Below are 26,237 nucleotides of genomic sequence, written 5' to 3'. Positions count from 1 at the left end.
CTGAGATGTTGTAAAAGAACGCCGACGGTTTTTCCAAATCAGTTTTCGCGATAAATGAAATTCAAGTAATTCAAGATCGATACGGTATCATCAATGGAGGTACGCAGTGCGATGTAACCGTCGGGACGAATCAATACGAGTTCTTCGCTTGCCACATCGTAAATTCGATAGGCATTCCCTGCTGCGTCGATTATGCCTTCCGCTCCCTCCACATGCGATGGCAGGATGCAATGCACATGGAGTTCGTCGTAGGTGAAGTTCTCCAAAGAAAGATGATCTGTGCGGTTTACAAAAGCCAAAAGCGTCCAGTGTGGGCCGCGCAACAGGTCAAATACATTTCCTGCAAACCCTGAACCTTGCAGACCCTCGGCATTAGGAGCACGATCCCCGGGCAATGAACGGGTAACATTCAGTTGAACAGACGGGTGGGTAAGAGAACTTGACCGATAGGAAATGAGAAGTCCGCTCGTCAGATCGTCGGATATGGTGCTCAAGGATTGGGATAACGCTCCGCGTTCAGTGGCCGTCTCTACGACCCCACCCATTTTTTTCGTGCTGTCCTCGAGCACGGCTTGAGCTACGGGGCGGCGCTCCTCATCGTACGTGTCGAGCAAGGCGGTGTCAGCTCCGCGAACGACGGCTTCCAGCTTCCATCCGAGGTTGTATGCGTCCTGCATCCCCGTATTCATGCCTTGACCGCCGGCCGGCGAATGAACATGAGCGGCATCGCCGGCAAGGAAAACCCGGCCGTTACGGTAACATTCAACCATGCGGACGTTGATCCGATAGATGGACAGCCAGGAGGCATCCGTAAGCCGAACACGTCCGGCTCCTGCGCGACGGTCAAACATGGCTTGATACACCTCTAGCGTCGGCTGCTCTGGTTCTTCGATGTCTGCCGGAATGGTAGCCTGCAGCTGCCAAATGTCGGATCTTGGTATCGGCGTCACCCCGACCATCCCCTCTGGAGAGGTCCAGATATGGATACGGTCACGATCCAGCCCTTCCAATCGTACATCGCCAAGATACCACCGCTCATGTTCGTGTGTTTCTCCAACCAGCGGCAAATGGATAAACCTGCGGATATTGCTTTTGCCCCCGTCAGCGCCGACTACATAACGAGCGCGAATTTGCTCTTCTCCTTGCGGTGTATTCACGGTTACCGTTACACCATCCAAATCCTGAACAAGCCATACAGCTTCTAAGCCTAACTCGATTTGGCCGCCAAGCACCGCATAGCGGTCGCGCAATGCTTTTTCCACATCAAATTGAGCAATCCAGACCGGATCACGATAGGGTGTCTCGAGTTCAGCGCTGGCTGCAACGGTAATCGCCGGCTTATCCACACTCCTGCCATCTGCGGTATAATAACGAACAGGCAAATCCACGACACCTGTGTCAATAATGTAACGAACGGCCTCCAAATCATCGACGACCTCTAGCGAGCGGGGCTGGATTGCTTTGGCGCGAGACGCTACGTTATATAAGGCGCTTCGTTCAATAATACGATGGTCGACGTTTCGACGGGCAAGGTCGCAGGCAAGTGTAAGCCCTGTTGGTCCGGCCCCGACAATGAGAACATCAACAAAAGACTGCACGGTTTTCATGGATAAAATCCTCCTTGATCATTGATTTTGATACGTTGCATTGATTATACTACACCGTACAGTGTAGTTTGTAAAGTGGAACTCATTTTTGATAGTATACCTGTAGGGGGGAAACGTAAGCATGGATAATACGGAAAACAAAAAAATCCGCAAAGGCTCTTCAGACAAACGAGCTAAAATTATTGCAGCGGCACGAGAACTGTTTCTATCAGATGGGTTTGATCGCTCCAGCGTCGATGCGGTCGCAGCTAAAGCGGGGGTTTCCAAAAGGACCGTTTATGATTATTATGGCGACAAACAGAACTTGCTGCTTGCTGTTGTGGAAGAAACCAGTCGGGCGGTTCTGGACATGATCAAGCAAGGGATATCAGACTACCTCTGGGAATTCGAGGATCTGGAGCAGGCGCTCGTCTTATTCTGCGAACAATTCGTAGCTTCTGCGAACGGTTCGTCCGATTACAGCGCTCTGATTCGCCTGGTTACAATGGAAGCCGCCAACCTGCCAGCCTCGTTTTTAGAAAAGCTGGATAACGCAACGGAAGAGGGGATTATCAGGAGGTTTACCGAGTTTGGACAAAACGGACTGCTCGATGTACCAGACCCTGTAATGGCTACAAAGCACTTCGCTGCCTTAACGTTTTTATTGGTATTTGATCAACCGATAAAAGCAGGCAATTTGGAGGAGGAACAAACCAAACGTATCATCTCCGAAGGCGTACGCGTCTTTCTTTGCGCTTATGGAAAACGCACCGTTCAAAACGAAAATCAACTATCAAACTGATTGCGATTTTGCTTAACGATAAAAGACTGGTGGAGCCACAATTTAACGTAAATAAACGCTAAGGACGTGTTGGCATTTCAAAACTGATGACCGATAATGTTCAGAAAATGTTGGCGGATCCAATATAAAAACAGAGCGAAGTCCTATTTGGAGGGATCGCTCTGTTTTTTATACCCGATAGCGTGGGACGATACAGATCTCGACTGTCGCCGGCGTTTTAAAGAAAGTGGAGGCAGCCGTGACTATCCTAATTAGGCTACAGGAATTCCGACAAAACTAACCCTCAACTTTTATCGGGATTTTATTAAATATTGAACTTGTGAACAATTTAGGTGCGTTAGGGAAGTATGGAAATCCACTGGGCTTACACGTGGTATCGTATGGAAATGACTCTAGATAAACAATATACTAGCTATATAGTTTTTTGTTGAGGTGAATATCAAATGGATGAAATCGATGAATCAAAACAAATTGTATTACAAATCGGCGGTGCATTGAAAAAGTACAGAAAAGAAAAAAACATGACCTTAGACGACTTATCGGAATTAACGGGCGTAAGCAAACTTACTCTGGGAAATATCGAACGTGGCGAAACAAATCCAACTTTGGCAATTATATGGAAAATTTCAAAAGGCATATCTTTACCGCTATTGGCTTTGTTCAAATCAGAGAACCCTGTTAGTTTGTATCGAGCAGGCGAAGGATTACGGTTTTCTAATGATGAAAAAAATTGGATCATCGAACCAATCTTTAAAAGCAACGATATTGAAATGTGTCGGGCATACTTACAGCCAAATAGCTCGTATTACCCAGAAGGTCATCATGAGAATACAACTGAAATTGCGACAGTAATGGCTGGTTCCATTGAGATACAAGTCAATGGAGAGATTTACACATTGAATCAATATGATACGATCAGTTTTCGTGCGGACTGTCCTCACTCTTATACCAATCATACGAAAAGCGAAACAGTGCTCCATATATCCTTAAAATATGGTTTCTAAAAGTCGATAAATTCTACTTTTTAAATACAACTCCGAATCCCTTAACGGGAATTCAGAGTTGTATTTTTATTGTTTAGATGTATTTTAGTATATTAAAAAATATTTATTGTTTATTTTAATATATTATAATATACTTTTGTTGTTCGCGCGGATGTTATTCTCATATAGAAACAAATAATTAGTATGATTTCAGGAAGGAGAAAAGAAGAATGCCGAAAAAACATAATAAAAAATTCGTGCAATCCTCAATAGGACTGATCATTCTCGGCATTATTGTTATTGCAGCTAATTTACGTACTCCCTTAACCTCAGTCGGTCCTTTAGTGAGTCTTATAAGGGATGACGTTCATATTTCAAATACATTAGCAGGCCTGATCACAACGGTACCCTTGCTCGCCTTTGCTTTATTATCGTCTCTAGTACCAAAATTAGGACGAAGATATGGGGTTGAGCGTATCATTTTGATTGCTCTAATCTTTCTGACTGCTGGTATAGTAATACGTTCATTATCTGGCGCACTTAATCTGTTTATTGGGACAGCTGTTCTTGGATTCGCAATTGCCGTATGCAATGTATTATTGCCAAGTATAATCAAAAGGGATTTCCCAAATAAAATTGGCTCCATGACGGGTGTTTACTCCATTTCAATGAATTTATGTGGAGCAATCGCATCGGGAATCAGTGTACCGCTAGCCGTGAACGCAGGTCTAAAATGGCAGGGAGCATTGGGAATATGGGGGATTCTAAGCTTTGTTTCGATCCTCTGTTGGATACCCCAATTAAGAAATCAAACAAAACAAACAGCCACGACGAGTCAAAGGATGGTCAGCTACGATGTGAATGTTTGGCGATCCCCGCTTGCCTGGCAGGTAACCTTGTTTATGGGTATACAGTCCATGGTTTTCTATGTGTTGATCGCTTGGTTGCCTGAAATTTTAAAGCAGCAAGGAATTGACTCCAACCAATCAGGATGGTACCTCTCGATCATGCAGTTAGCCATGCTTCCATTTACCTTTATTGTCCCCGTAATTGCTGGGCGCATGTCTAACCAACGTTTGTTAGTGGTCATTACAACCATTTTGCTTCTGTCGGGAACGCTCGGACTTCTTTACGGGAGCTCCCATATCATTCTGTTGTGGATCATCTTACTCGGAATTGGTGGAGGCTTCGCCTTTAGTTTGTCCATGATGTTATTCGGGTTACGTACTGAAAATGCGCATCAAGCAGCGGAACTGTCTGGCATGGCCCAATCGATCGGATATCTTCTTGCCGCAATCGGTCCAGCCCTTATAGGATATCTGCATGATGCGACAAATAGTTGGAACCTGCCGCTTTTCATTCTGCTAGGGGCTTCGGTCTTACTCTTTTTAGTAGGTATAGGAGCAGCAAGTAATCGTTTTGTAGGTAGCCGAAATAGTTACCAGCTGCCACGGAAAGGATGATCACTATGTTTGACAAAATTATGGTGGCCATTGATAAAGGTGAAATAACGAACAAACTCCTTGATGCAACCGTTGAAATAGCCCATAATAAACAAACTCAAATTACCTTGGTAAATGTCAGCCAGGATTATGTGTCGAACGGAATGACATATGTACCAGAGAATTTTTTGGAAGACATACTGAACGAAATGGAAAAAGCGAGTTTGGAGCAGTTGCACCAAGCCAAATCTAAATTAAAGTCTGCGGGGATTAACCCGAAAACTGTTCATCTTAAGGGAGATCCTGGGTATGAAATATTGAATTATGCAAGGGAAACCGAGCAGCAACTTATTATTATCGGAAGCCGTGGGCTAAGGGGCGTAAGAGGAATGATGCTTGGAAGTGTCAGCCACAAGGTTTCGCAGTTATCAAGTTGCCCAGTCCTCATTGTACATTAACTCCTTCGGGAACTGCTGAGATGATGCATTGTTATACTGGCGGGGGAGTGTTTATAGTATGAATCATACAGCGGCATTCTAGGATATTTGTGTCCTACAATGCCGCTGTTTCTATATCTCTTAGTTGCTCAAATGCTGACGCTAAAGATGACGGGAGGGAGGACCTGTCACACACGGTGCTCCACAACGATCACCACCGTAATGGCTGAAAGGTGATAAGGCCATAGACATCTGTCGAGGGACAAGAACGTGGTCCCATTGAAAGTCGCTTTTATAGCGGCTTTTTTGTTTTATCGGTCACAGAAAATCTAAGAGGGAAAAGGGCAAGTTACTGTACCGATTACCGATTAGATAAGTATCTAACTATGTTTCCATGCAAGCAGTTTAGTTGAAGATTAGTCACGGAGAACAATACCATACGCGCCGGCAAAAAATAGGGGGTGTGGATAGACTTAAATATCCTTTTGGACTACCTCGACTACTCTTGTGAGTCTTGCAGATTAAGCGTACGCAAGTTCGACATCAGGAAGGGCAGCACATGCTCGATGAATTGTTCCACCGGCTCTTCCTGCCGTTGACTCCACTTCACAACCACCCCATAAATTGACCAACTGATCATCGTTGCTACCCATTCCATTCTACGCTGCTCTTCCGCCGGTAGATCTTTGACATGCGCCATGCAAGAGATGATGACATTGTAAAGTTGTTGCTTGGCATTGTCCTCCATCGCCTGCGAAAGGGTTCGCCGTGCATTCAGCTGCTTCGTCGTTTCAATCTGCCACTCACAGACTGCCAGCATCAGATTGCGCAACAGCTCTGTGCCCTGCATTTGCGTACCGGGAGGAATCCGTGTTGATAGAATCTCCGTAAATGCGCTGGTCATGGTTAACTCAAGCAATTCATATTTATCTTGATAATGGTTATAAAAGGTGGCTCGGTTCAGTTCAGCACGATCCATAATATCCTGAATCGAGAGGTCTTCGAAGTCCATTTCTACAAGCAAATCCGTAAATGCTTTCTGAATATATTTCCTCGTTCGCTTTGCACGAGGATCATTCGGGTTCACTATACCCATCCCTCACCATCTCCTTGTCTCGCGACCTGTAGCCGGGAAGAATACAATTTGGATCTATTGTTGTCTACACAACAGATCTGCTCTTTTGCTGATTGATTCGCATTGGAGATTACTATTAATATGGTAATTGACAACTGTTGTCTAGTCAACATTAATAGCTTAATTCATATGTGGGAGAGTGGGAAGGTGAAGGACTTATTCGTAGCAGGAGGTACTTCCGGGATGGGCAAAGGGCTCGCCATTTACTATTTACGCCAGGGCAGCAGAGTGACGGTGACAGGCAGCAACCGTCTCCGGGGTAAGGAATTTCTAGACGAGGCTGCACGACTTGGCGCCGCAGAACGGGCATCCTTTATTCAAGCTGATCTATTATCATTGTCTGAGAACCGCCGGGTCATTCAAGAGGTTCAACAACACCATGCATCGCTTGACGGACTGGTGCTTACAGCGATGCAACAATTTCCTAAACGGAAATTGACTCCGGATGGTTTTGAAAGCACTTTTGCGCTCTATTATGTCAGCCGATTTATTCTGAGTTATGGTTTAACGGAATTGTTGGAGAGGGGGATCAATCCGGTCATTGTAAGCATCGGAGGCACTGGAATGACGAAGGGAGCCGTTCACTACGATGACCTTACACTTCAACAGGGGTATGGTCTGCTGAAGGCGACTCTGCAGGGAGGACGGGCGAATGATCTGCTGGGGGTTGCGTATGCTGAGAACCACAAGACCGGGAAGACACGTTTCATACTTAACCATCCCGGATATACCCATAGCGGTACGAATCATTTGGCCCAGCCTTTCAAGGGAATATTGCGCGTTATGGGCAAGCTCTTCGCACAGCCGGTGGAGAGGAGTATTCAACCGATCATTAAGCTGATGGATAATCCTCCATCCCAGCCCCTCATCGCCTGGGACCGAACCAAGCCCGTTGATCTCGATCTCCCGACGCTTAGCAAGAAGGACGCACTAAAATTATATCAGTTGACCAAGCATATTCTTTAACATTTGGCCGAAATTGATGTTGGATAGGCCGCTATTGATATCTATTTGAAATACAAAGAATGAATGATGAATTGACAGGTGAATAATTGCAACAGTCAGACCTTACATATTAGGTCTGACTGTTTTTTTCTGTGTAAAGCGAATAGCCGAAAAGGGTAACCATCCGACAAATATAAATAATACTGACATGTCGGGGGACAAGAACATAGTCACATTGAAAGTCGCTAAAATAGCGGCTTTTCAGTTTTATCGGTACAAGTTCTTGTCCAGAGTCGAGGACAAGAACTTGTACCGATTGCCGATCAGACAAGAATCTAATTATTTTTCCATGCAATTTCATCAAGCTAAAGGGCAGGACGGTTTAAATAGATAGCAGAAAGAGGATGCCGGAATTATGGCATCCTTTTGTTCTACATGAGTTACGAATCTTTATGAAATATTTTGTGTAAACCGTTCGAGAACTTGCTGCTGCTTACTTATATTTTGTTTTTTCCTGTTTCTTGTTGTAAAACCTATTTAATTACCGTAATCTTATTTTTATTGAAATTTTTTTTTGAATAACTCTTATTATTAGTTTAATAAGGTAACTTGTTGAAAATGGAGAAAAACCTTTCATGAAGTCATCAGATTTGACCCGTCCTTTTTATTTCCTGTGGACGACCCAAACCGCGGCGAATGCAGCTGATGTGCTTTACATTATGGCGCTTACGGTGCTGGTCCTTGATCGGACCGACTCTCTCGTATCTGCGGCACTGATGCCGCTGATGCGCAGTGGGGCTCAAATGCTGAGTAGCCTGATTGCGCCTCTGCTGATCAATCGTTTCAAGTTGTCCAATCTTCTTTTATTGTCGCAAGTGGGGCAATTCCTGCTGTTCGTTTGCCTAGCCGTTTATTTACAGCTTAGCGGAGAGGCTTCATCGCTTGTTTTGGTATTTTCACTCGTATTTGTGATGTCCTTTCTCGACGGATGGACAAACCCGGCCCGAAATGCACTTATACCACGTCTAGTAATGCGTGAGCAAGGTCTGCTTAAAGCCAACGGACTGATTAGCGTCAGCGATCAGATTGTGCAATTCGCAGGCTGGGGATTAAGTGGCATCGTCGTTGCATTTATGGGAGCTAGCCCTACGTTGTTGCTGACGGCTGTTATTTATGGTTTTGCCGCGGTATTTACGCTGGGCGTCAAAGAACCTACGGAATTGGAACTTGGAGACAAGGAATTGGATGCGCCCACTGACAAAATATTGGCACTTGGCACATCCAGATGGCATACTCTAACCGAAGGCTGGAAAATGATATGGAAAACGCCTCGCCTGCGGGTGCTTACCTTTATGGACATCATCGACATGCTTGGCGCTTCGATTTGGGTAGGCGCCTTTACCCTTGCTTTCGTTCAAGTTGCACTTGGACAAGGCGAAGAATGGTGGGGATTTATTAATGCCGCTTATTTTGCAGGGACCATAGGTGGTGGGCTGCTGGTACTGGCACTAGCACGGGCCATAGGTAACCGCTATCTAGCGGTGATGATGATCGGCATGGCCGGTTATGGGGTTCTGACCGCACTTTACGCGCTCAATACAGAGCCCTACGTTGCGCTTATTTTCGTTATGTTGATGGGGCCTTTCGCGGAGCTCTCCGTTATTAACCGGCGCACCTTAATTCAGCACAGCGTAGCCAAACTTTTGCTGCCCAAGGTGTTATCTGCCCAAGCTTCACTTATGCATCTAGTATTTTGCATTTCGCTGCTAGGCATGGCTTCGCTTGCCGAATACATCGGGATTGTGAACCTCTACCTGTTCGCGGCCGGCCTGACCATGCTAGCGCTCTTGGTAGGCTTGTTGAGTCACCGGGCTTTCCGGGACAGAGCCGCTCATGGCAGAACAATCGGTTAAGTCCGAGGAGATGAACCTTGAAACCGCACAAGCTTAAAGGAAGCATAAACTTGCCATGAGTATTTAGAAGCATAAAGTGCATTTAGGCAGACTTATAGTTTATTTCACAATCATGGGTGACTTAACCAAGCATAAGTCTGCTTAAAGTCATAATCGGAATAAAATTGTGTCGAGAGCTTCAATAGGACATTGAAAGGTAATTCATACAGACAGCTGGCTAATTAGTCAGCTGTCTTTTTTCAACATATAGGCAGGATAGCGTAATATTTTCTCTCTATCCTAGTATCCACTATATGGTAAAATAGCGAGTGGTTTGGGTTTGTGAATTAATTTATTGAAGGGAGCGTATTACATATGCAAATTATTTTGATTCGTCATGGTGAATCTGAAGCTGATATATTGAGAGTTCATGAAGGTAGAGCCGATTTTTCACTAACTGAATTAGGTCGGAAACAAGTAAGATTGATGGCTGATAAAGTAAAAACACAATTTCCTCCCGATTTCATTTGGGGAAGCACCTTAAAAAGGGCAAAAGAAACTGCATCTACACTTGCTGAAACGATTGGGTGTGACATCCAATTTGAAGATGACTTAATGGAACATAATAATGGGATATTGGCAGGCTTATCCTTTGAAGAAGCAAAAAAATTTCCCACCCCCAAAGAACTGCATTGAACGAGTCGATAATGGGGAATCAGCAATCGAATTTCGAATGAGGATAGAAAGCATTTTTTCAAAAATAATAACATCCCCAAAATATGAAAGGATTGCTATCGTAGCACACGGAGGTGTGATAAATTGTCTACTTCGTTCATTTTTTAAGATGCCTGTTGAAAAGGAGTTTTGGTTTAATAGTGGTGATACTGCAATTCATCTTATTGAAATAGCTGCAACGCAACGTATTGTACATTTCCTTAACGATATCTCTCATCTAGATGCATTGAAGTAAGTGAGACAATTCAACCAACGGGAAACGTTGGTTCAAGAAGACAAGAAGGCTGCCGTAAACGATATCGGCTCCCTCTGTTGAGCTAACGACCAATCGGGAAGGGTACTGAAGCTTGCAAAAGAGGTGAATGGTGGATAAAGCCGTTGCTCCTCATCTAGTGAGTCCATTTCGTTTCCCTGACATAATCTAAACAACAATAAATCCCCACAGGTTATTTGACCTGCAGGGGAACTTGAATACCGAATTCCATGCATATATAATATATTAGATATTGGCCGAATCTTAAATGTACCTGGAGGTGCCATGAATCTTAATTTTCAATTCGAACTAGATCCGGTTTTTGAAACGCTAGGTCTTCTGTATCACAGTAGACATGCCGATAAGGTCAAAGAAGCAAGCATTAGTGAACTCAATAAATTCGGTGTGGATGGAGAAATATTTTATAATAAGCATTTGAAATCGTTTGACCAATTCATTCGAGCCTTTTTAAAACATAGGGAATGGGATGAACAAGCTGAGTTTTTCTTTGGTGATGATGACGACCAATTTTTCCATATGCTCGTTCGCGTCGTATGCGAGAATCCAAATTGGATGACCGCACCCAATATGATGCGTGAAGAGGCAGTCCGACTCGAGATGCTAGAGCTGATTGCCAGAGATGAGGAAGTCCATGCGGCTTTACCTGAGAATCTCCGGCTTGAAAACATACAAACACTAGATGAGATCATTTCCTTCTTGGACAAAACTCCTTTCGATGAAAAAATGAAGTGGAAGCTAATGATCCTGGTAAACGATCCCCTCGAGCGGATTCAGACGCTGACGGCTATTGTGAATCGTCACCTAGCGGCATTTGAACGGGCGCGGCTGGAGATTCAGAAACCGCTGGACAAACTTATACAAAAGCATCGACAGACTGTGCAAAAGCAAGAGGGGGGCCACTTTTTTAAATTTGTTGAGGTATTCGAATACCAAAAAGCCTGTGTATATCCAACCTTGATCATGCCGTTGAGTCAGATCTTGTACAGGGATTATTGTTATTACGGCCTTTTGGTCGATGCACTGCCGATTCAGAATACAAAGAATGACGGCTCCGAGGACTTGCTTCTTCTCAGACTAAAGGCGATGGGGGACAAGAGTAAATTACAAATTCTGGCTTCCCTCAAAACCAGTCCGAAATACAATCTCGAAATCGCCGAACATCTGGGGTTGACGGCTGCTACTATGTCCCACCACATGAATGTACTGCTCGCTTGTGGATTGGTCGCGATCGAAAAGAAGAACGGAAAAGTGTATTACCACCTTGACCAAGAAAAAATTAAGAGTTTCCTTGGTGATTTAGAGCAGTTTCTGCTCTGACCCGTTGTGCTGTCTTTAGACATCTCCCTCATAGAAGAGGGAGATTTTTTTGTTCTGCAATTAGATATTTATCTAATACATTTGACAAATATTTTATGTGTGTTATATCCTTGTATTATAAATTAGAAAGTTATCTAACTTTTGGGGGAGTAGCTATGAGAGAAGCTTTATTAAAGAATAAGGGGCTGATCACGCTTACCGTGTGCTTTAGCCTCATTGTCTCGTCAGGAAGCGTGTTTGTCGCTATATTACTGCAGAGAATCATTGATGCCGCTGTAAAAGGCGACATGGGGCTTTTTCAACAAACTTTGATCGTCTCCATCATTTATGTACCTTTGCTGGGCCTTTTTGGGTATCTGTATTCCATCTGCAGCAAGGCATTGATTCGGGGCTGGACGGTAACTCTACGGGAAAGAGTATTTCGGGGGATTCTAAGAAGAAATTTTGAAGAATTCTCGAATACCAATACGTCTGACTATCTGTCCGCCCTGTCCAACGATATCAAGCTAATCGAAGAAAACTATGTCCAGCCTCTTTTGATCACGCTGCAGAACATCATCATTTTTGTCGCATCCCTCCTCATCATGCTTTTTCTCAGTCCGCTGGTTACTGGGATTCTGGTCGGCTGCATGATATTGATGTTCACGGTTCCTTCCCTTTTCGGTAAGGCCCTGCAAAAGAGACAAATAGCCGTTTCCTCACAAATGTCTGTATTCACTTCAAGGCTTAAAGATATGCTTTCCGGCTACGAGGTCATTAAGTCTTACTCCATGGGCAACCATGTGGAAAAGAAATTCGCGCAAGAGAACGAAACCGCCGCCAACACCAAATTTTCGGCTGACCGCACGCTTGCCCTTAATGAAGGCGTGTCCGAAATTCTCGGCAGCTTAACCCAATTTGCCGTCGTCTTCATCGCCGCCTTCTTGATCCTTACAGGCAAACTGTCAGCAGGAAGTCTTGTCGCTCTTGTTCAACTAAGTAACGGGTTTGTTGGCCCTGTCATGATGATCATGCAGAATATGCCAAGAATTCAGGGTGTCAAGCCGGTAGTGAAGCGAATCGATGCTCTGGCTGATTATGAGGAAGCCTCTTTCAAAGGGGAGATCGAACCCAGATTCCACGACAAACTGCAGGCTGCCGGGTTAGGCTTTGCCTATAAGGAGGGGAGGAGCGTGCTTTCAAATATTGATCTGATCGTGCTTAAGGGTAAAAAATATGCGCTCGTCGGACCAAGCGGCTGTGGCAAGTCCACGCTGGTCAAGCTGCTATCAGGCTGCTATGCGGGCTACCATGGAACGATTACATATGACGGTATCGAGCTCAAACAGCTGGATAGGAACCGCTTACAGAAATTGACATCGACCATCCATCAGCAGGTGTACATGTTTGATACAGACATACGGGAGAATATTTGCTTATATGAGGCTTTTTCAGAGAAAGAGATCCAGTCTGCCGTTCAAATGAGCGGGATTGACAAATTGATTGCGCAACTGCCGAACGGGTTGTCGTCTGCCGTCGGAGAAAACGGCTCCAACTTTTCCGGAGGTCAACGCCAAAGAATAGCTGTTGCGCGGGCGCTGATTCGAAACATGCCGATTCTAATTCTTGACGAGGGCACCTCGGCTGTGGATATGCAGACTGCTTATGAAATCGAAAAGAGGCTGCTGGATGTCCCGGACCTAACATTGATCACGATCACCCATAACATGAATCCAGACTTACTAAGTTTATATGATCAGATCATATACATGGAAGAAGGACACATAGTTGAAATGGGCAGTCTCGAGGAACTGCTTGAACGGGGTGAGGGGTTCCGCCGATTCTTCACTTTGGAAAAATCCGTAGCAGAATAATCCGAAACTACCTAACTTTTAATTGAACCGACATAATGCCCTACATGCTTGCACCTACACATCAGAGTTCCCGGATAACTATCGATGTGGCTAGCTGAATGAATTGCCACAGTACCCCTGAAATGTCATCGAGAAATCAGGATCTCAAGAATACTCAGGATTCATTAAAATGTAATAATTTAACTTTAGGAATAGGAAGGAGGAAATCAACAAAAATGAACTGTATATAATCGCGCTATTGATTAAATAATAAAAATGTTTGATCAATATGAAATTAACTTACATGGTGAAAATACATGATACCAACTAATCCAAAATTTATTCTAATCATGTTGACAATGCTAGGAGTATTTCATTCAACTACTCCTGTCTTGCCGATTATACATGACCAAAGCAATCTTGAGATTGCAATTTACCCTGAGCGTCACAAATTACTTGTACGAGAACATGGACAAATAATTAAGACCTACTCTGTAGCAGTCGGTAATCCTTCAACACCGACTCCAGTTGGAGATTTTAGAGTTGAATATAAAGGTACCAATTGGGGACCCTCATTTGGTCCACGTTGGATAGGATTGAATGTACCGTGGGGCAATTTTGGAATTCACGGTACGAATAAGCCCTATTCAATTGGTCAACACCTTAGCCATGGTTGTATCCGAATGCATAACAAGGATGTCATTGAACTGTACGAATTAATTCCGATTGGAACCAAAGTAACGATATACGGTCATGTACTTGGAGAAGACAATCAAAACCCGAGGGATTTAGCTGAAGGGGATGTTGGTGGAGATGTGCAGCTTATTCAATCCCGACTAAAAAGTGCAGGATATTACAATGGGGAATGCGACGGGAAGTTCCGCTTCAATACAACCGAGTCACTTAAGAAATATCAGAGTGATCATCACCTTATTCCAAATGGTGTTGTTTCTAGTAAAGAATATGAAGAGTTAGGTTTGGTTGAATAGATGAGAATCCTAGGCAAACCGACCGGAGTATCATTCCTTGTGGAAAGTAAGAAAATGGACACTTATGTTTTGGTCGAACCCCCGCGGGCTGTTCTTCCTGCATTTCTAGGGATATGACGAACCTGAAAAATTGACCCGAGATCTGAAAGAGGCAGTGGATAAAAAACGAATCATGTGAAAAACAATAGAGCTCGTGAACAAAAAGCCGCCGAGAGGCGGCTTTATTGCTTTATTCGAATAAGAATTAGCGACCTAATCTGTGATGTTAGTTTTTCAGACTAGATATACTCGGGTTCGTTGCTTTACAAAGTCCGCTTATTCCGTGGCTTCTTTTTTAATATGAGAGGTTGAAGAACTACTGGAATGAACAAATAACGGGTAACGATAGCTCATTGAAGACATAAAGAGGCAGCCGGCTTTTGGGTCGGCTGCTTTTTCTCAACCAACGGGCAGGATATTTCCAATATGTGGTGTATATGATTTAATGCCCATAGTGCCCCATAGTTTAACGCGTTAGCATGAGGAGCAGATGTAATTGAATTCAATTCGCTTTGTAAAAGGGTTATTAACCCATGAACCCTGACATAATGTAGTCAGAGTTCATGGATTATTATAAGTATATCAGCAAAACAAACATTTAAAGGAGGAAGTTCACATGACAAATACAAGACCTATTATTTCCGAGGAAAGCACAGAAATTCAGCCGTTCCGTATCTCCGTAGCGCAAGACGATCTAGAGGACCTTCGGTATCGTTTATCTCGGACTCGTTGGCCGGAAAAGTTAGGTGAAGCGGGCTGGAAATATGGGGTATCGCTGGATTATGTGAAAGAATTAGCACTCTATTGGGAGAAAGAATACGATTGGCGTAAATTCGAAGCTCGCCTGAATGAGTATCCTCAATTCACTACGAATATCGATGGTGCCAACATTCATTTTTTACATGTTCGTTCGCCAGAACCAGACGCATTTCCACTACTGCTTACCCATGCATGGCCTAGCTCGATTGTCGAGTTCTTGGAACTCATCGGTCCGCTTAGCGATCCGCGCAATCACGGTGGCGATCCGGCTCAAGCGTTTCACCTAGTCATTCCTTCCGTTCCTGGATTTGGGTTTTCAGGGCCAATTCTTGAATCGGGATGGGATATCGCTCGTATTTCAAAAGCATGGGATGTCTTAATGAAGCGTTTGGGATATAAGGAATACGGTACCCACGGCAGCGATTGCGGTGCACTTGTATCCAGAGAACTCGGCATTCTGAAGCCGGAGGGTCTTCGTGGCATTCATGTACTGCAGCTGTTTTCGTTCCCTTCCGGAGATCCGGCAGAGATGGCTGACTTAACGGAAGAAGATCAGCGAAAACTTCAATTCCTTGCCAATTTCCATGAACGGGCAGGCTTTAATTCGATTCAATCCACACGCCCGCAAACACTCTCCTATGGGCTAACAGACTCGCCGTCAGGTCAGCTTGCTTGGATTGCCGATTTATTTTGTGGCTTTGGTGACCATGTGGATTTTATCGACAGGGATGCATTTCTGACGAACGTCACCTTGTATTGGTTGACCAATACGGCGGAATCATCTTCTCGCTTGTATTATGAGAACGCGCACAGCCAAAGTCAGGAGCCGCAGGGACCGAATACGACACCGACAGCAGTGGCCGTGTTCGGAGATGATTTCAAATCTATAAGACGCTTTGCTGAACGTGACAACACGAATATTGTGCAATGGTCAGAATTTGAGCGCGGAACCCACTTTGCCGCAATGGATGCACCGGATCTTCTAATCCCTGATATTCAGTCTTTTTTTCGGAGATTCCGTTGACACTATTTAATATGGTTATACAAGATAGGAGCTATTCCACGTGAGTAAGCTGAACAAGAGCAAATCCAAGACGCAGTATCGATCAAAAACCCAGTAAATTTATGGTAATCCCGACTAGAATCGCTCGCTAGTACGCATAGCGCGTCAGACCCTGCACCTAGACGCTTCCCGTAACGCATTGCAATTACGTCCCTTGCTGCAGCCCGGAGGCTGCAGCGGGAGTGGTTCGGAATAGGGTACCGTTAGTGCAAATCACTCGGCGGGGCATATGGGAAAAAGGTTTACCATATGTCGGAGGACAAGAACAAAGCCCCATTGAGAGTCGCTAATTTAGCGGCTTTTTTGATTTATTGGTACAAGTTTTTGTCCCTATTCGAAGACAAGAACTTGTACCGATTGCCGATTAGATAAGCGTCTAACTATATTTCCACGCAATTTCATTAAGGCAACGGGCAGGATTACTCTCCAATCTGAATTGATCGAAGAATCGCTTGTGAAATGTGAAAGATACATTAAATAAGACCTTTAAGATAATTGTGAAAACCTAGACAGGAAAAGGCTTCAGCAGTTTTAATCGGATCTCATCGGAAAGCAGTTCTATCGCTGGCAGCGATGAGGTCAGGGGTTCGATCCCCCTAAGCTCCACCAAAATGCCGATAAACCCTTACGTAAAAGTTTTTTTTTTTGTTTCTCTCTGTACGTTTCGGTTTTTGCGTACGTAACATTTTTGGCTTGTGTCCTCACTTCTTGAAAAATAGATTTTTTAGTCGTGGCCACACAATTGGCCACACTAAGATATTTTTTTGGCTGCGTTACGACTTTTTCGAAAGCGAGCATGCTCCGCAGACCATTATGTTTCCTTAAAGCAAAGCAACCGCCCTGTCCTCTGTCGAAGGCAGGGCGGTTCAATTTGTTCTGTTCCGAATACTCCGATGAAAGGCGGTCAGAATCTTGAAGGCGAATTATTGAATCGTCGTTGACGATTCAGAATTAGAATCGAACAAGCTGCTCGAATGCGTTTCTTTATGCGCCTTAAACCCGAATTATATAAAGGAATATTTCAAACTGACGGAATCTATAGAAGGATTCGATATTCCATAACATGAAGAAAAGCCACTTCTATTTAACGAGACTCGAATAGTACTAATGTCCGAGTTTAGTGGAAGCGCACCAGTTATGATCGAAATACTGGCATGCTTAGCCTTGATTCACCGTAGAAGGCCAAATGTCCACATTTGTATATAGAATGTAAACACATGTATATCGATGCTTCATTGCCCTCTACTTATAATGAAGTTGCCGCAGCAAATAGCATGGAAGGTCATGCGGGTTGCTTGTGGTAATTCGTGCAAATGATAAAGGGAGGGATATTCGTGGGTTTACGGCAGAGGGTTATTTTTTTAGTTATATTTGTTACCGCTTTCATTATGGTGACCACCCTTTCGGAGAGGTCCAATGCCGCAACAGGGAATATGGCTCTAGGGAAGACGGCTTATTCGTCGTCGAACGAAGTGGATTTTTTCGGACCTGAGAAAGCGGTCGATGGGGGCACCGAACATGCAAGCCGCTGGTCTTCGGAAAGAACGGACGATCAGTGGTTTTACGTTGATCTGGGCGAGCCTGTAGAAATCGGAAGAGTAATCATCAACTGGCAGACTCCGGCGGAGCAATATCAAATTCTCGTATCCGACGATGCGGTATCCTGGCGGAGCGTATTCGCGGACAACCGCGTGCTCGTCGCATCCGGGCCGGGTGAAGATACGATCGAATTCGAGCCGACAGTGGCGCAATACGTCAAGTTTCAAGGGGAGACGCGACGTCCTATTGAGGGCGTTTATTACGGATATTCCTTCTGGGAATTCGAGGTATACAAAGGCAGACCGCAACTGCAGCCAATCATGGACGCGGTGAAAAACAGCATCGTCGTTTCCGAAGGGGACACCCTGCTGAATCTGCCCGCTGTACCGGAAGGTTATACGCTGACGCTGGTGAACACGGACAGCTTGCCGGTGATCGACGTGCAGGGCAATATTCATGCGCCGCTTGTCGATACTCAGGTTCAGCTGCTGCTGCAAATCCAGAGCGATAGCGATCCGACATATCTCTTAACGGATAATGCGCTAGTCACCGTACCCGGTCTCTACGAGCAGACGAGCGATCGGAACCCGGAGCCGCGCGTCATTCCTTCTTTGCGTGAGTGGCTGGGCGCAACCGGCGAGTTCCGCTTGTCGGACAAATCCAAAATCGTCATTCGCGCAGATGATGAAGCGGCTCTGCGGGGGACGGCTGACATTTTGCAGCAGGACTTGTTGGATTTAACGAAGTTGTCACTGACAGTTGAGGTTGGTTCTCCTCAAGAGGGAGATATCTATTTGATGCTGGATGCCGCGCAAGCGGGGTTGGGGAAAGAGGGATATGAGCTGAATATCGGCGAGTATGCTTCTGTTGCTGCGTCCGAGCAGACGGGAGTCATGTTCGGCACGAGAACGATCTTGCAGCTGCTCGGCCACGCTGCCGATCATAAGGCGATGCCTAAAGGGCAATCGCGCGATTATCCGAAATACCCAGATCGGGGCTTTATGCTCGATGTCGGCCGCAAGTTTTATACGATCGAGTTTTTGCAGGACTATGTCAAGCTGATGTCCTACTATAAGATGAACCGGTTCCAGATTCACCTGAACGATGATGTCGGCGATGTCGGTTACTTCCGTCTGGAGAGCGAGAAATTTCCGGGAGTGACGAGCAAGGACGGCTATTATACGAAGCAGCAATTCAGAGACTTGCAGCTGCTTGGGATGGAATACGGCGTAAACGTCGTGCCGGAGATTGATACGCCGGGCCACTCCGGCGCGTTCATTGCCTACGATTCCCGGTTGGGCAGCAACAATCAGCTGGATATCAATCGTCCAGAGACGCTCGACTTCATTAAAGCACTCTTTGACGAGTATCTCGACGGCAGCAATCCGACCTTCGTCGGCCCGGACGTGCACGTCGGCACGGATGAATATTTCGGCGACGACAAGGAGGCGTTCCGCAGGTACGCGGATATGCTCCTTAACCACATTAACAGCAAAGGCAAACGCGCCCGTCTATGGGGCAGTCTGTCCGCATACGACGGCACGACGCCGGTCAGCAACAATGCGACGATGGACATCTGGTATGAGCCGTACGGAAGCGCTCAGCAGGCCGTGGAGCTCGGCTACGATATTATCAATACCAATACGAATTTGCTCTACATCGTTCCGCAGCTGTACCGCAGCTATTTGAATTACGATTTTATTTACAACGAGTGGGAGCCCAACGATTGGCTGGAGACGAAGCTTCCTTATGCACATCCGCAGGTCAAAGGCGGCATGTTCGCGCTCTGGAACGATGTGTCCGTAGAGAAAGGCGTATCCATGGCGGACTCGCATCAGCGGATCTTGCCTTCCATGCAAGTGCTGGCGGAAAAGCTGTGGAGAGGCAACCGCATCGATCGGAACTTCGCAAGCTTCCAGGCGGATGCCGCAAGGTACGTGGACCCGCCGGGTGTTCATCAGTCACACAAGCTTCAAATCGACAATGAGCGGCATCTCGTGCTGGATTATACCTTCGACGAAGGCTTCGCGGACCGTTCGGGGAACGGCTTTGACGGCAACGCGGTGAATGCAGGCACAGAGAAGGGAATCTTCGGTCAAGCGTTGAGGCTAAACGGCGGGGCCAGCTACGTGGAAACGCCGCTTCGCACGCTTGGTTTCGGCTGGACGATGTCCATGTGGATAAAACCTGACGCTGACAACCCGCAAGGAGCTGTGCTGCTGGAATCTCCGGACGGACAGCTGAAATACAACATTGGGGGCAGCGGCAAAATCGCCATCACAAAAGAAAATTACGTCAGCGAATTCAATTATAAGCTGCCGACCGATCGCTGGACCCATGTCATGATGATCGGCGACGACACGGGGACCTCCATCTTCATTAACGGCAGTGAATATACGGCTACTCTCAAAGACGGCTCCAAACTGGAAACATTCGTTCTTCCGGCAGCCAAAATCGGCAGCGAAACGAATGCTTTTAAAGGCTTGATTGACGAACTCATCGTAAGGAACACCTACTTGGATCTGCTTGGTAATTTGGCTTTGCATAAGCAAGCTGAATCCTCGCAACCGGAATCCTCATCCTACACGGCGGATAAAGCGGTGGACGGCAGAGGGGATACCAGATGGTCCAGCGAATGGGTGGACGATACCTGGTTCATGGTGGATCTAGGTGAAGTGAAGAACATTGATGCTGTATCTATTTTGTGGCAAACGGCTTATGGTTCGAAGTACCGCATTCTCGTGTCCGAGGACAAGGAGAACTGGACGAACGTTGTGAAAGACAACAACGGGGAGATTAACGGAAAGCCGGGACGAGTCGTGACTACCTTCCAGAGCACGCCAGCCAGATACGTGAAGTTCGAAGGCGTGTCCAGAGCTACTATGTTCGGCTATTCCTTTGAGGAATTTGAAGTGTACGGCGAGGAATATAAGCTCGGCAATCTACGGCCGATTATCGACCTGTTGACGGCTATCGAGGCCGACAAGCTTGTGGAGGACAATTACTCTCCTGAGGGCTGGGCCCAGCTTCAGCAAGCGATTGGGCAAGCGACCGCGGCTATTCAAACCGCCCAGCTGTCTCGTCCTGAGGCCGAACAGGCGTATGCAGGGCTGAGCATTGCGCGTGATCGTCTAACAATCGAAGACGTAATGGATCTGATCGAGCTTAATGTAAACGGAAGTATCGCATCCAACCTTTACCTCCCGCAGAAAGGGCAACTCGGTACGCGCATCGTCTGGAGCAGCTCAAAACCCGACTACCTGAATGCGAATGGACAGTTGTTGAAACGTCCGTCAAGCGGGTCAGGCGACATGGAAGTCGTTCTGACCGCGACGATCAGCAAGGGAGCTGCATCCGCGGAGAAAACGTTCAAGATCAAAATCAAAGCGCTGCCTGGCTCCGGCGGCGGAGGATGGGTTCCGACTCCAGTAACTCCTGATCGGGAAGAAGGCCAAAACGGCGGTTCGAATACGGGAGGTGAAGATCCAAGCAATGGCAATCAGAACGGCAGCGGCAACGGCGGGGAGTCCGGCGGATCGACAACGGTTCGGCTGAACGATATTGCGAGCCATTGGGCAGAAGCGTCCATCAAACGGGCGGTTGAGCTTGGATTCGTAGCGGGCTACACCGACAAGACGTTCAAGCCGAATAAGACGGTCAGCAGAGACGAATTCGTCGTCATGCTCGTCAAAGCGTTGAAGCTGCAAGATGCGAACAGTTCGCTGGACTTCGCGGACGCAGGTTCGATTCAAGCCTGGGCGAAGCCGTATATTGCGCAAGCCTTGGAATCCGGCCTGATCAGCGGCTATGCGGATGGGACCTTCCGACCGAAGGTTTCGATTAGTCGAGCAGAACTGGCAGCAATGATTGTTCGTGGCTTGGGTCTGAAGACTGCAAAAGGGCATGAGCTCTCTTATGCGGACGCGGATCAAATCCCGGCTTGGGCGAAGCCGTACGTGGCAGCAGCCCAGGAGGCGGGAGTGATGAACGGTCGAGAGGACAACCGGTTCGCGCCGGCCGCCTCGGCGACGAGAGCTGAAGCCGTGACCGTTATTCTGAATATGCTTGATGCGCTTGCGGAGTTGAAGGAACAGGAGTAGAACTAATTATGCTAGAAAGGGAGCGTGAGTTTAGGTGAAAACCAGACGAAGTTTGACTGCTTTGCTGCTTGTCCCGGTCATGCTGTTATCGTTAATATCGTCTGTGAATGCGGAGGAGGCGGGCAGAGAAAGCACCGGCTTTTATAATCTGGCCCAAGGGAAAACGTACACATGGTCGGAACAGCCGGAGGGCGCTTTCCCGGATGACGGGACGAAGCTGACGGACGGCAATGCCGCCGACCCCTCGCGTGACAGCGGCAACTGGGTGGGCCACCGCAACAAAAAATCCCGTTCGGTTGTGTTTGATCTAGGCGAGCAAAAGACGGTTCAGGAGGTGAGCGCGCGTTTCCTGCACGATTGGCCGATCAACGAAACGCTTGTGCCGCTCACCGTTTCGTTCTACGCGTCGGACGATGGGGTGAGCTGGGGCGTATTGTCTCATAATGCAACTCAGTTGTTATGGGGCGATCAGACCAACATCGAGACATTTGCTTGGGACGGCAGCCCTGAAACTGGAGCTGTCAAGCGTGGCGATTATACCGAAGGACTCGTATACGCTCGGTACGTGAAAGTGGTGTTCTCCATGCATCCGAGGGCATGGAGCATGATCGACGAGGTGACGATTACCGGTGCGGATGGCTTGATCGTTGGAGCGCAGCCGGTACAGCCTGAGCCTTACGCCCTCCTGCAGCCTGGAGATGCTACTGGCGGGATTCAAAATCTGGGCTTGCTGTATAACGGACACTACGCGGACGGCACAGGAAATTGGACGAAGGAACGGGCTATCCCTAATATCAGCTATGTGAACGAGCAGGGAGAGCCTGTCGATTGGCTGTTCGATGGCGTGCTGTATCTGGGCTTGACATCGGATAACGGCAGAGGCTTCGGAGCGGCGGAAGCGGCCGGCAAAGCCAGAAAACAGGAATGGGAATGGTATTTGGATAAAACGTTTAACGCTGGCGGCGATATGAGCGCGTTGAACGAGGCGACGGTCGAGGCAGGCGTGAAGCTTAGCGAGCCCGACCATAAGACGAAGGTTGTTCTGATGATTCCAGAACCGGGCGAGTATCAGTCCGACTTCGGTAGCATTAACGGCGAGGAATTGAACTTCGATGTAGGTGCGGTCGGCGATGCCGCATCGCTGGATAACAGGGCCAAAGCGATTCAGTGGTGGGTCGATGAAGTGCAAGCCAGATGGACGGCTGCGGGCTACTCGAACCTGGAGCTCGTCGGCATGTATTGGCTGGAGGAACAAATCAGCACGCATGCGACCGGGCCGGAGATGGTCAAGAGAGCGAGCGACATCGTTCATAACGCAGGCCTGAAGCTGTTCTGGATTCCTCATTTTATGGCCTATAAGGCATTCATGTGGAAGGATGTCGGCATTGATGCCGTATCTCTGCAGCCGAACTATTTCTTCGAGAAACTGGACCCATCGCGTCTGGAGGATACAGCGGATATGGCGAAGCGGTACGGCATGTCGCTGGAGCTGGAATTCGACGACCGGATGATCAACGACGCCGTCTTCCGCGAGCGGTTCATCGAGTACTTGAACAGCGGCGTGGATACCGGTCTGATGCAGCATGGATATAAAGCTTACTATCAAGGCAACAACGCTGTATACAACGCGGCGAAAAGCACAGACCCCGCTACCCGCGTGCTTTACGATTGGCTATACCAATTCTCTAAAGGCACTTATCAGAAGCAAGACGCTGCTCCGCCTGATGTTGTAGCGCTCATGAACGGGCAGCCGATCTCGGAGCATACGATCGTGTCTGATACGACACAGGCTGCCTTCACCTGGACCATTCCGGGAGATGGCGGGAGCGGGATCGTTAAAGTTACGGCCAAGTATGACGGCAAGCCTTATACGGAAGGAACTGTTATAGATCTGACGGGTAAGCCGGGCAAGCATGTGTTGGAGCTGACGGTGGCTGCTGCCAAATCCAAGACGGTTAATTTCGTAATAGAAGCTCGTTTGGGCGCTGAAGGCCTATTGGCTCTTGTTGATAAGTACGCGGACAACAAGCAGCTTAGCAATGCCGATACGGTACGCGCTATGCGCAGCGCCTTGATCATGATGGAGCGTACGCAAGAGAGCGACCCTGAGCAAGCCAGGGACTATTTGCTGGCATTCAATGCGAAGCTGGAAGAAGCTAAAGGCCTTGAGTTCGTAACGGAAGGCGCTTATACGGCGCTGAAGGAAGGCGTGTATTACGAGGCTGGCAGCATCGCACAAGACAAAGAAGCAGAGGCATCCTCGACGGAGGCCGCAGGTCTGGAGCCTGCGAAGGCGCTCGACGGCGCACCGGCCACGCGTTGGGCGAGCGAAGTGCGCGATACGGCTTGGTTCCAGGTTGATCTGGACAGCCAGCAAACCTTCGATACGATCCGCATCGATTGGGAATATGCGCGCGCGGACCAATACCGTCTGAGCATCTCGGATGATAAGCAGACGTGGGAGCCTTTGAAAGTCGGCAACAATGGCGTGGTGAAAGCTGCCGACGGCAAGAACACCCTGGTATTCCCTGCGACGACGGCAAGATACATCAAGTTTGAAGGATTGAATCGGGCAACGTTTTACGGTTACTCCTTCTATGAATTCGGCGTGTACGATCTTGCCCCGCAGCAAGAGCTAAAGACGTTGGACGGCATACAAGCCGCTGTGGACGCTTCCACGAAGAAAGTCACGATTGACGGTTTGGTCATGAACGGCAAGAAAGAACATGTGTATGTGAAAGTGCTTGACCCAAAAGGCAACATTCAATATACCGGTCAGACGGGCACTGAGGATGACGGAAGCTTCCGCATCACCCTTACGTTGACCGGAGAAGAGCAAGGGAAGTATACGGTCGAGCTGGAAACGGATGACATGACGACTCCCGAGCTGGTAACCTTCGAATACCGCAAGCCGCCTACGAGTGGTGGAGGCAATGGAGACAATGGAGGCAATGGTGGTGGCAGCGGTGGCGGCGAAGGAGGTAACGGTGGAGGCAGCGGCGGTGGCAGCGGTGGAGGCGGTCAGGCGCAAGATCCGTATTCATTGCAAGCGGACGGTTCAGTCAAAGCCGTGCTTGTCCCGACGATAAACGGCCAGCAAGCTGCCGCTGCGGTCGGGGCATCGGATCTGAATGCCGCCATTCAGAGGGCAGTGGCCGACAGCAAAGGCAATAAACATGTTCATGTTGAATTGAAGTCGTCGAACGCGGCTGGGAGCTATGCTTTGGAGCTTCCGGCGGCTAATCTGACGAACCAGTCTAATCTGATTCTGCATATCTCCACGCCGTACGCTCAGCTTGTTTTGACTGGCGACATGCTGGCAGGAGTCAAGGAGAATGCTGGAAAGCTGCTCGTAATCGTAAGCGATTATGCGGGCGAGTATCGCAGTAACGAAGCGGCCGGGCGGATCGGCAGCAGGCCAATCGTAGAAGTTGCATTGCAACTGGACGGTGAAGCTCTGTCTTGGAAAAATGCGAAGGCACCGATTTCGATTGCCATTCCGTATTCGCTTCAAGCGGGAGAGCAATCTGTTGATCTGCAAGCTTTCGAGCTGATGGGCGACAGCGCGGCGGCAATGAATGGCGCGTCTTATGACAAAGACAAGGATATGCTGCGATTCTCCATCGACCATGTCGGCGTCTATGCTATCGGCGGCAAGAATCCGGCAGCATTTACCGACCTTGGCAAGCATGAATGGGCGCGCGAGGCGATCGAGAAGCTGGCCGAAAGAGGCATCGTCAAAGGCACCTCGATCGAAAAGGGCACGTTCAACCCCGCAAATCAGGTAACGCGAGCTGATTTTATCTTGATGCTGGTGAACATGCTTGACCTGCGTGCCGAAAACGCCTCGACGTTCGCCGATGTGAAGCCGAATGATTATTACTACGATGCGGTGTCCATCGCCAAGCAATTGGGAATCGCTTCAGGAGTGAACGAAGTTAACTTCGCACCTCGTGATTCAATCACCCGCCAGGATGCTATGGTTATGCTGACCCGAGCGCTGCAAACGACGGGGGCAATAAAGCCGTCCGCATCCGGTGGGGCGCTTGAGGGCTTCCGTGATGTGAGCCAGATTGCGCCATATGCTGCGGACAGCGTGGCAACGATGTTCGAGTATGGGCTGGTTACGGGCTCTAACGGCTACATGAAGCCGAAGAGTACGACCAGCCGGGCTGAAGCGGCAACGTTCTTGTATCGCGTTCTTCAATTAATCGAGGAGCAGCAGTAGTAGACGGGGGAACAATTGATTTAAGCACATTCCGATTAGCGCGGCAACGCGCCCGGGATGTGCTTTTTCGAAGATACAGAATAAAACTTCGTAAACGGAGGGATGAACCGGTATGCCGCCCTTCGCGCATGGCCGACGCC

At 47.6% G+C, this 26,237-nt stretch carries 14 protein-coding genes and 1 pseudogene; 13 read left to right on the top strand and 2 right to left on the bottom strand.

The genetic code is table 11. The annotated features are described in order from the left end of the window. Positions 1-38: 38 nt before the first annotated feature. On the bottom strand, positions 39-1,607 hold the full coding sequence (locus tag M1D70_RS15605) for an FAD-dependent monooxygenase (protein WP_456287225.1): 1,569 nt from the start codon (positions 1,605-1,607) through the stop codon (positions 39-41). Between the two features lie 121 nt (positions 1,608-1,728). Between M1D70_RS15605 and M1D70_RS15600 the strand changes: the two genes are divergently transcribed. The 4 genes from M1D70_RS15600 to M1D70_RS15585 all read left to right on the top strand — a co-directional run bounded on the left by M1D70_RS15600 (position 1,729) and on the right by M1D70_RS15585 (position 5,271). Next, complete coding sequence (locus M1D70_RS15600; protein ID WP_456287224.1) at positions 1,729-2,388, top strand: TetR/AcrR family transcriptional regulator; 660 nt, start codon at positions 1,729-1,731, stop codon at positions 2,386-2,388. 443 nt (positions 2,389-2,831) lie between these two features. Next, positions 2,832-3,392: a helix-turn-helix domain-containing protein gene (locus M1D70_RS15595; RefSeq protein ID WP_456287223.1), complete on the top strand. Its 561-nt coding sequence runs from the start codon at positions 2,832-2,834 to the stop codon at positions 3,390-3,392. Between the two features lie 209 nt (positions 3,393-3,601). Beyond that, on the top strand, positions 3,602-4,834 hold the full coding sequence (locus M1D70_RS15590) for a CynX/NimT family MFS transporter (RefSeq protein ID WP_456287222.1): 1,233 nt from the start codon (positions 3,602-3,604) through the stop codon (positions 4,832-4,834). 5 nt (positions 4,835-4,839) lie between these two features. Beyond that, positions 4,840-5,271, top strand: coding sequence for a universal stress protein (locus M1D70_RS15585; RefSeq protein WP_456287221.1), 432 nt, complete (start codon positions 4,840-4,842; stop codon positions 5,269-5,271). Positions 5,272-5,749: 478 nt separating this feature from the next. Here the strand turns inward: M1D70_RS15585 and M1D70_RS15580 are convergent, their stop codons facing one another. Then, positions 5,750-6,346 carry a TetR family transcriptional regulator gene (locus M1D70_RS15580; protein WP_009593888.1) on the bottom strand — a complete coding sequence of 199 codons (597 nt, stop codon included), beginning with the start codon at positions 6,344-6,346 and terminating at the stop codon, positions 5,750-5,752. 186 nt (positions 6,347-6,532) lie between these two features. On the opposite strand from M1D70_RS15580, the gene M1D70_RS15575 reads away from it, so the two are divergent. The 9 genes and pseudogenes from M1D70_RS15575 to M1D70_RS15535 all read left to right on the top strand — a co-directional run bounded on the left by M1D70_RS15575 (position 6,533) and on the right by M1D70_RS15535 (position 26,097). Next, positions 6,533-7,351 (top strand): SDR family NAD(P)-dependent oxidoreductase, encoded by an 819-nt coding sequence (locus M1D70_RS15575; RefSeq protein WP_139084038.1) that lies wholly within the window; start codon positions 6,533-6,535, stop codon positions 7,349-7,351. A 614-nt stretch (positions 7,352-7,965) separates the two neighbouring features. Further along, positions 7,966-9,243 carry an MFS transporter gene (locus tag M1D70_RS15570; RefSeq protein WP_009593847.1) on the top strand — a complete coding sequence of 426 codons (1,278 nt, stop codon included), beginning with the start codon at positions 7,966-7,968 and terminating at the stop codon, positions 9,241-9,243. A gap of 354 nt (positions 9,244-9,597) precedes the next feature. After that, a pseudogene (locus tag M1D70_RS15565) lies at positions 9,598-10,192 on the top strand (histidine phosphatase family protein). 303 nt (positions 10,193-10,495) lie between these two features. Further along, complete coding sequence (locus tag M1D70_RS15560) at positions 10,496-11,548, top strand: ArsR/SmtB family transcription factor (RefSeq protein ID WP_009593883.1); 1,053 nt, start codon at positions 10,496-10,498, stop codon at positions 11,546-11,548. A gap of 110 nt (positions 11,549-11,658) precedes the next feature. Then, on the top strand, positions 11,659-13,401 hold the full coding sequence (locus M1D70_RS15555; protein WP_456287220.1) for an ABC transporter ATP-binding protein: 1,743 nt from the start codon (positions 11,659-11,661) through the stop codon (positions 13,399-13,401). A gap of 329 nt (positions 13,402-13,730) precedes the next feature. Next, positions 13,731-14,369 (top strand): L,D-transpeptidase family protein, encoded by a 639-nt coding sequence (locus M1D70_RS15550; protein WP_456287219.1) that lies wholly within the window; start codon positions 13,731-13,733, stop codon positions 14,367-14,369. A gap of 655 nt (positions 14,370-15,024) precedes the next feature. Beyond that, positions 15,025-16,191 (top strand): epoxide hydrolase family protein, encoded by a 1,167-nt coding sequence (locus M1D70_RS15545; protein ID WP_456287218.1) that lies wholly within the window; start codon positions 15,025-15,027, stop codon positions 16,189-16,191. 1,472 nt (positions 16,192-17,663) lie between these two features. Further along, positions 17,664-21,869, top strand: coding sequence for an S-layer homology domain-containing protein (locus M1D70_RS15540; protein ID WP_456287217.1), 4,206 nt, complete (start codon positions 17,664-17,666; stop codon positions 21,867-21,869). A gap of 34 nt (positions 21,870-21,903) precedes the next feature. Beyond that, positions 21,904-26,097 carry a DUF4855 domain-containing protein gene (locus tag M1D70_RS15535; RefSeq protein WP_456287216.1) on the top strand — a complete coding sequence of 1,398 codons (4,194 nt, stop codon included), beginning with the start codon at positions 21,904-21,906 and terminating at the stop codon, positions 26,095-26,097. Positions 26,098-26,237: the final 140 nt, after the last annotated feature.

Source organism: Paenibacillus sp. AK002 (assembly GCF_053903045.1).
Note: the sequence above shows the minus strand (reverse complement) of the source record. Positions and strands in the feature narration are given on the sequence as shown.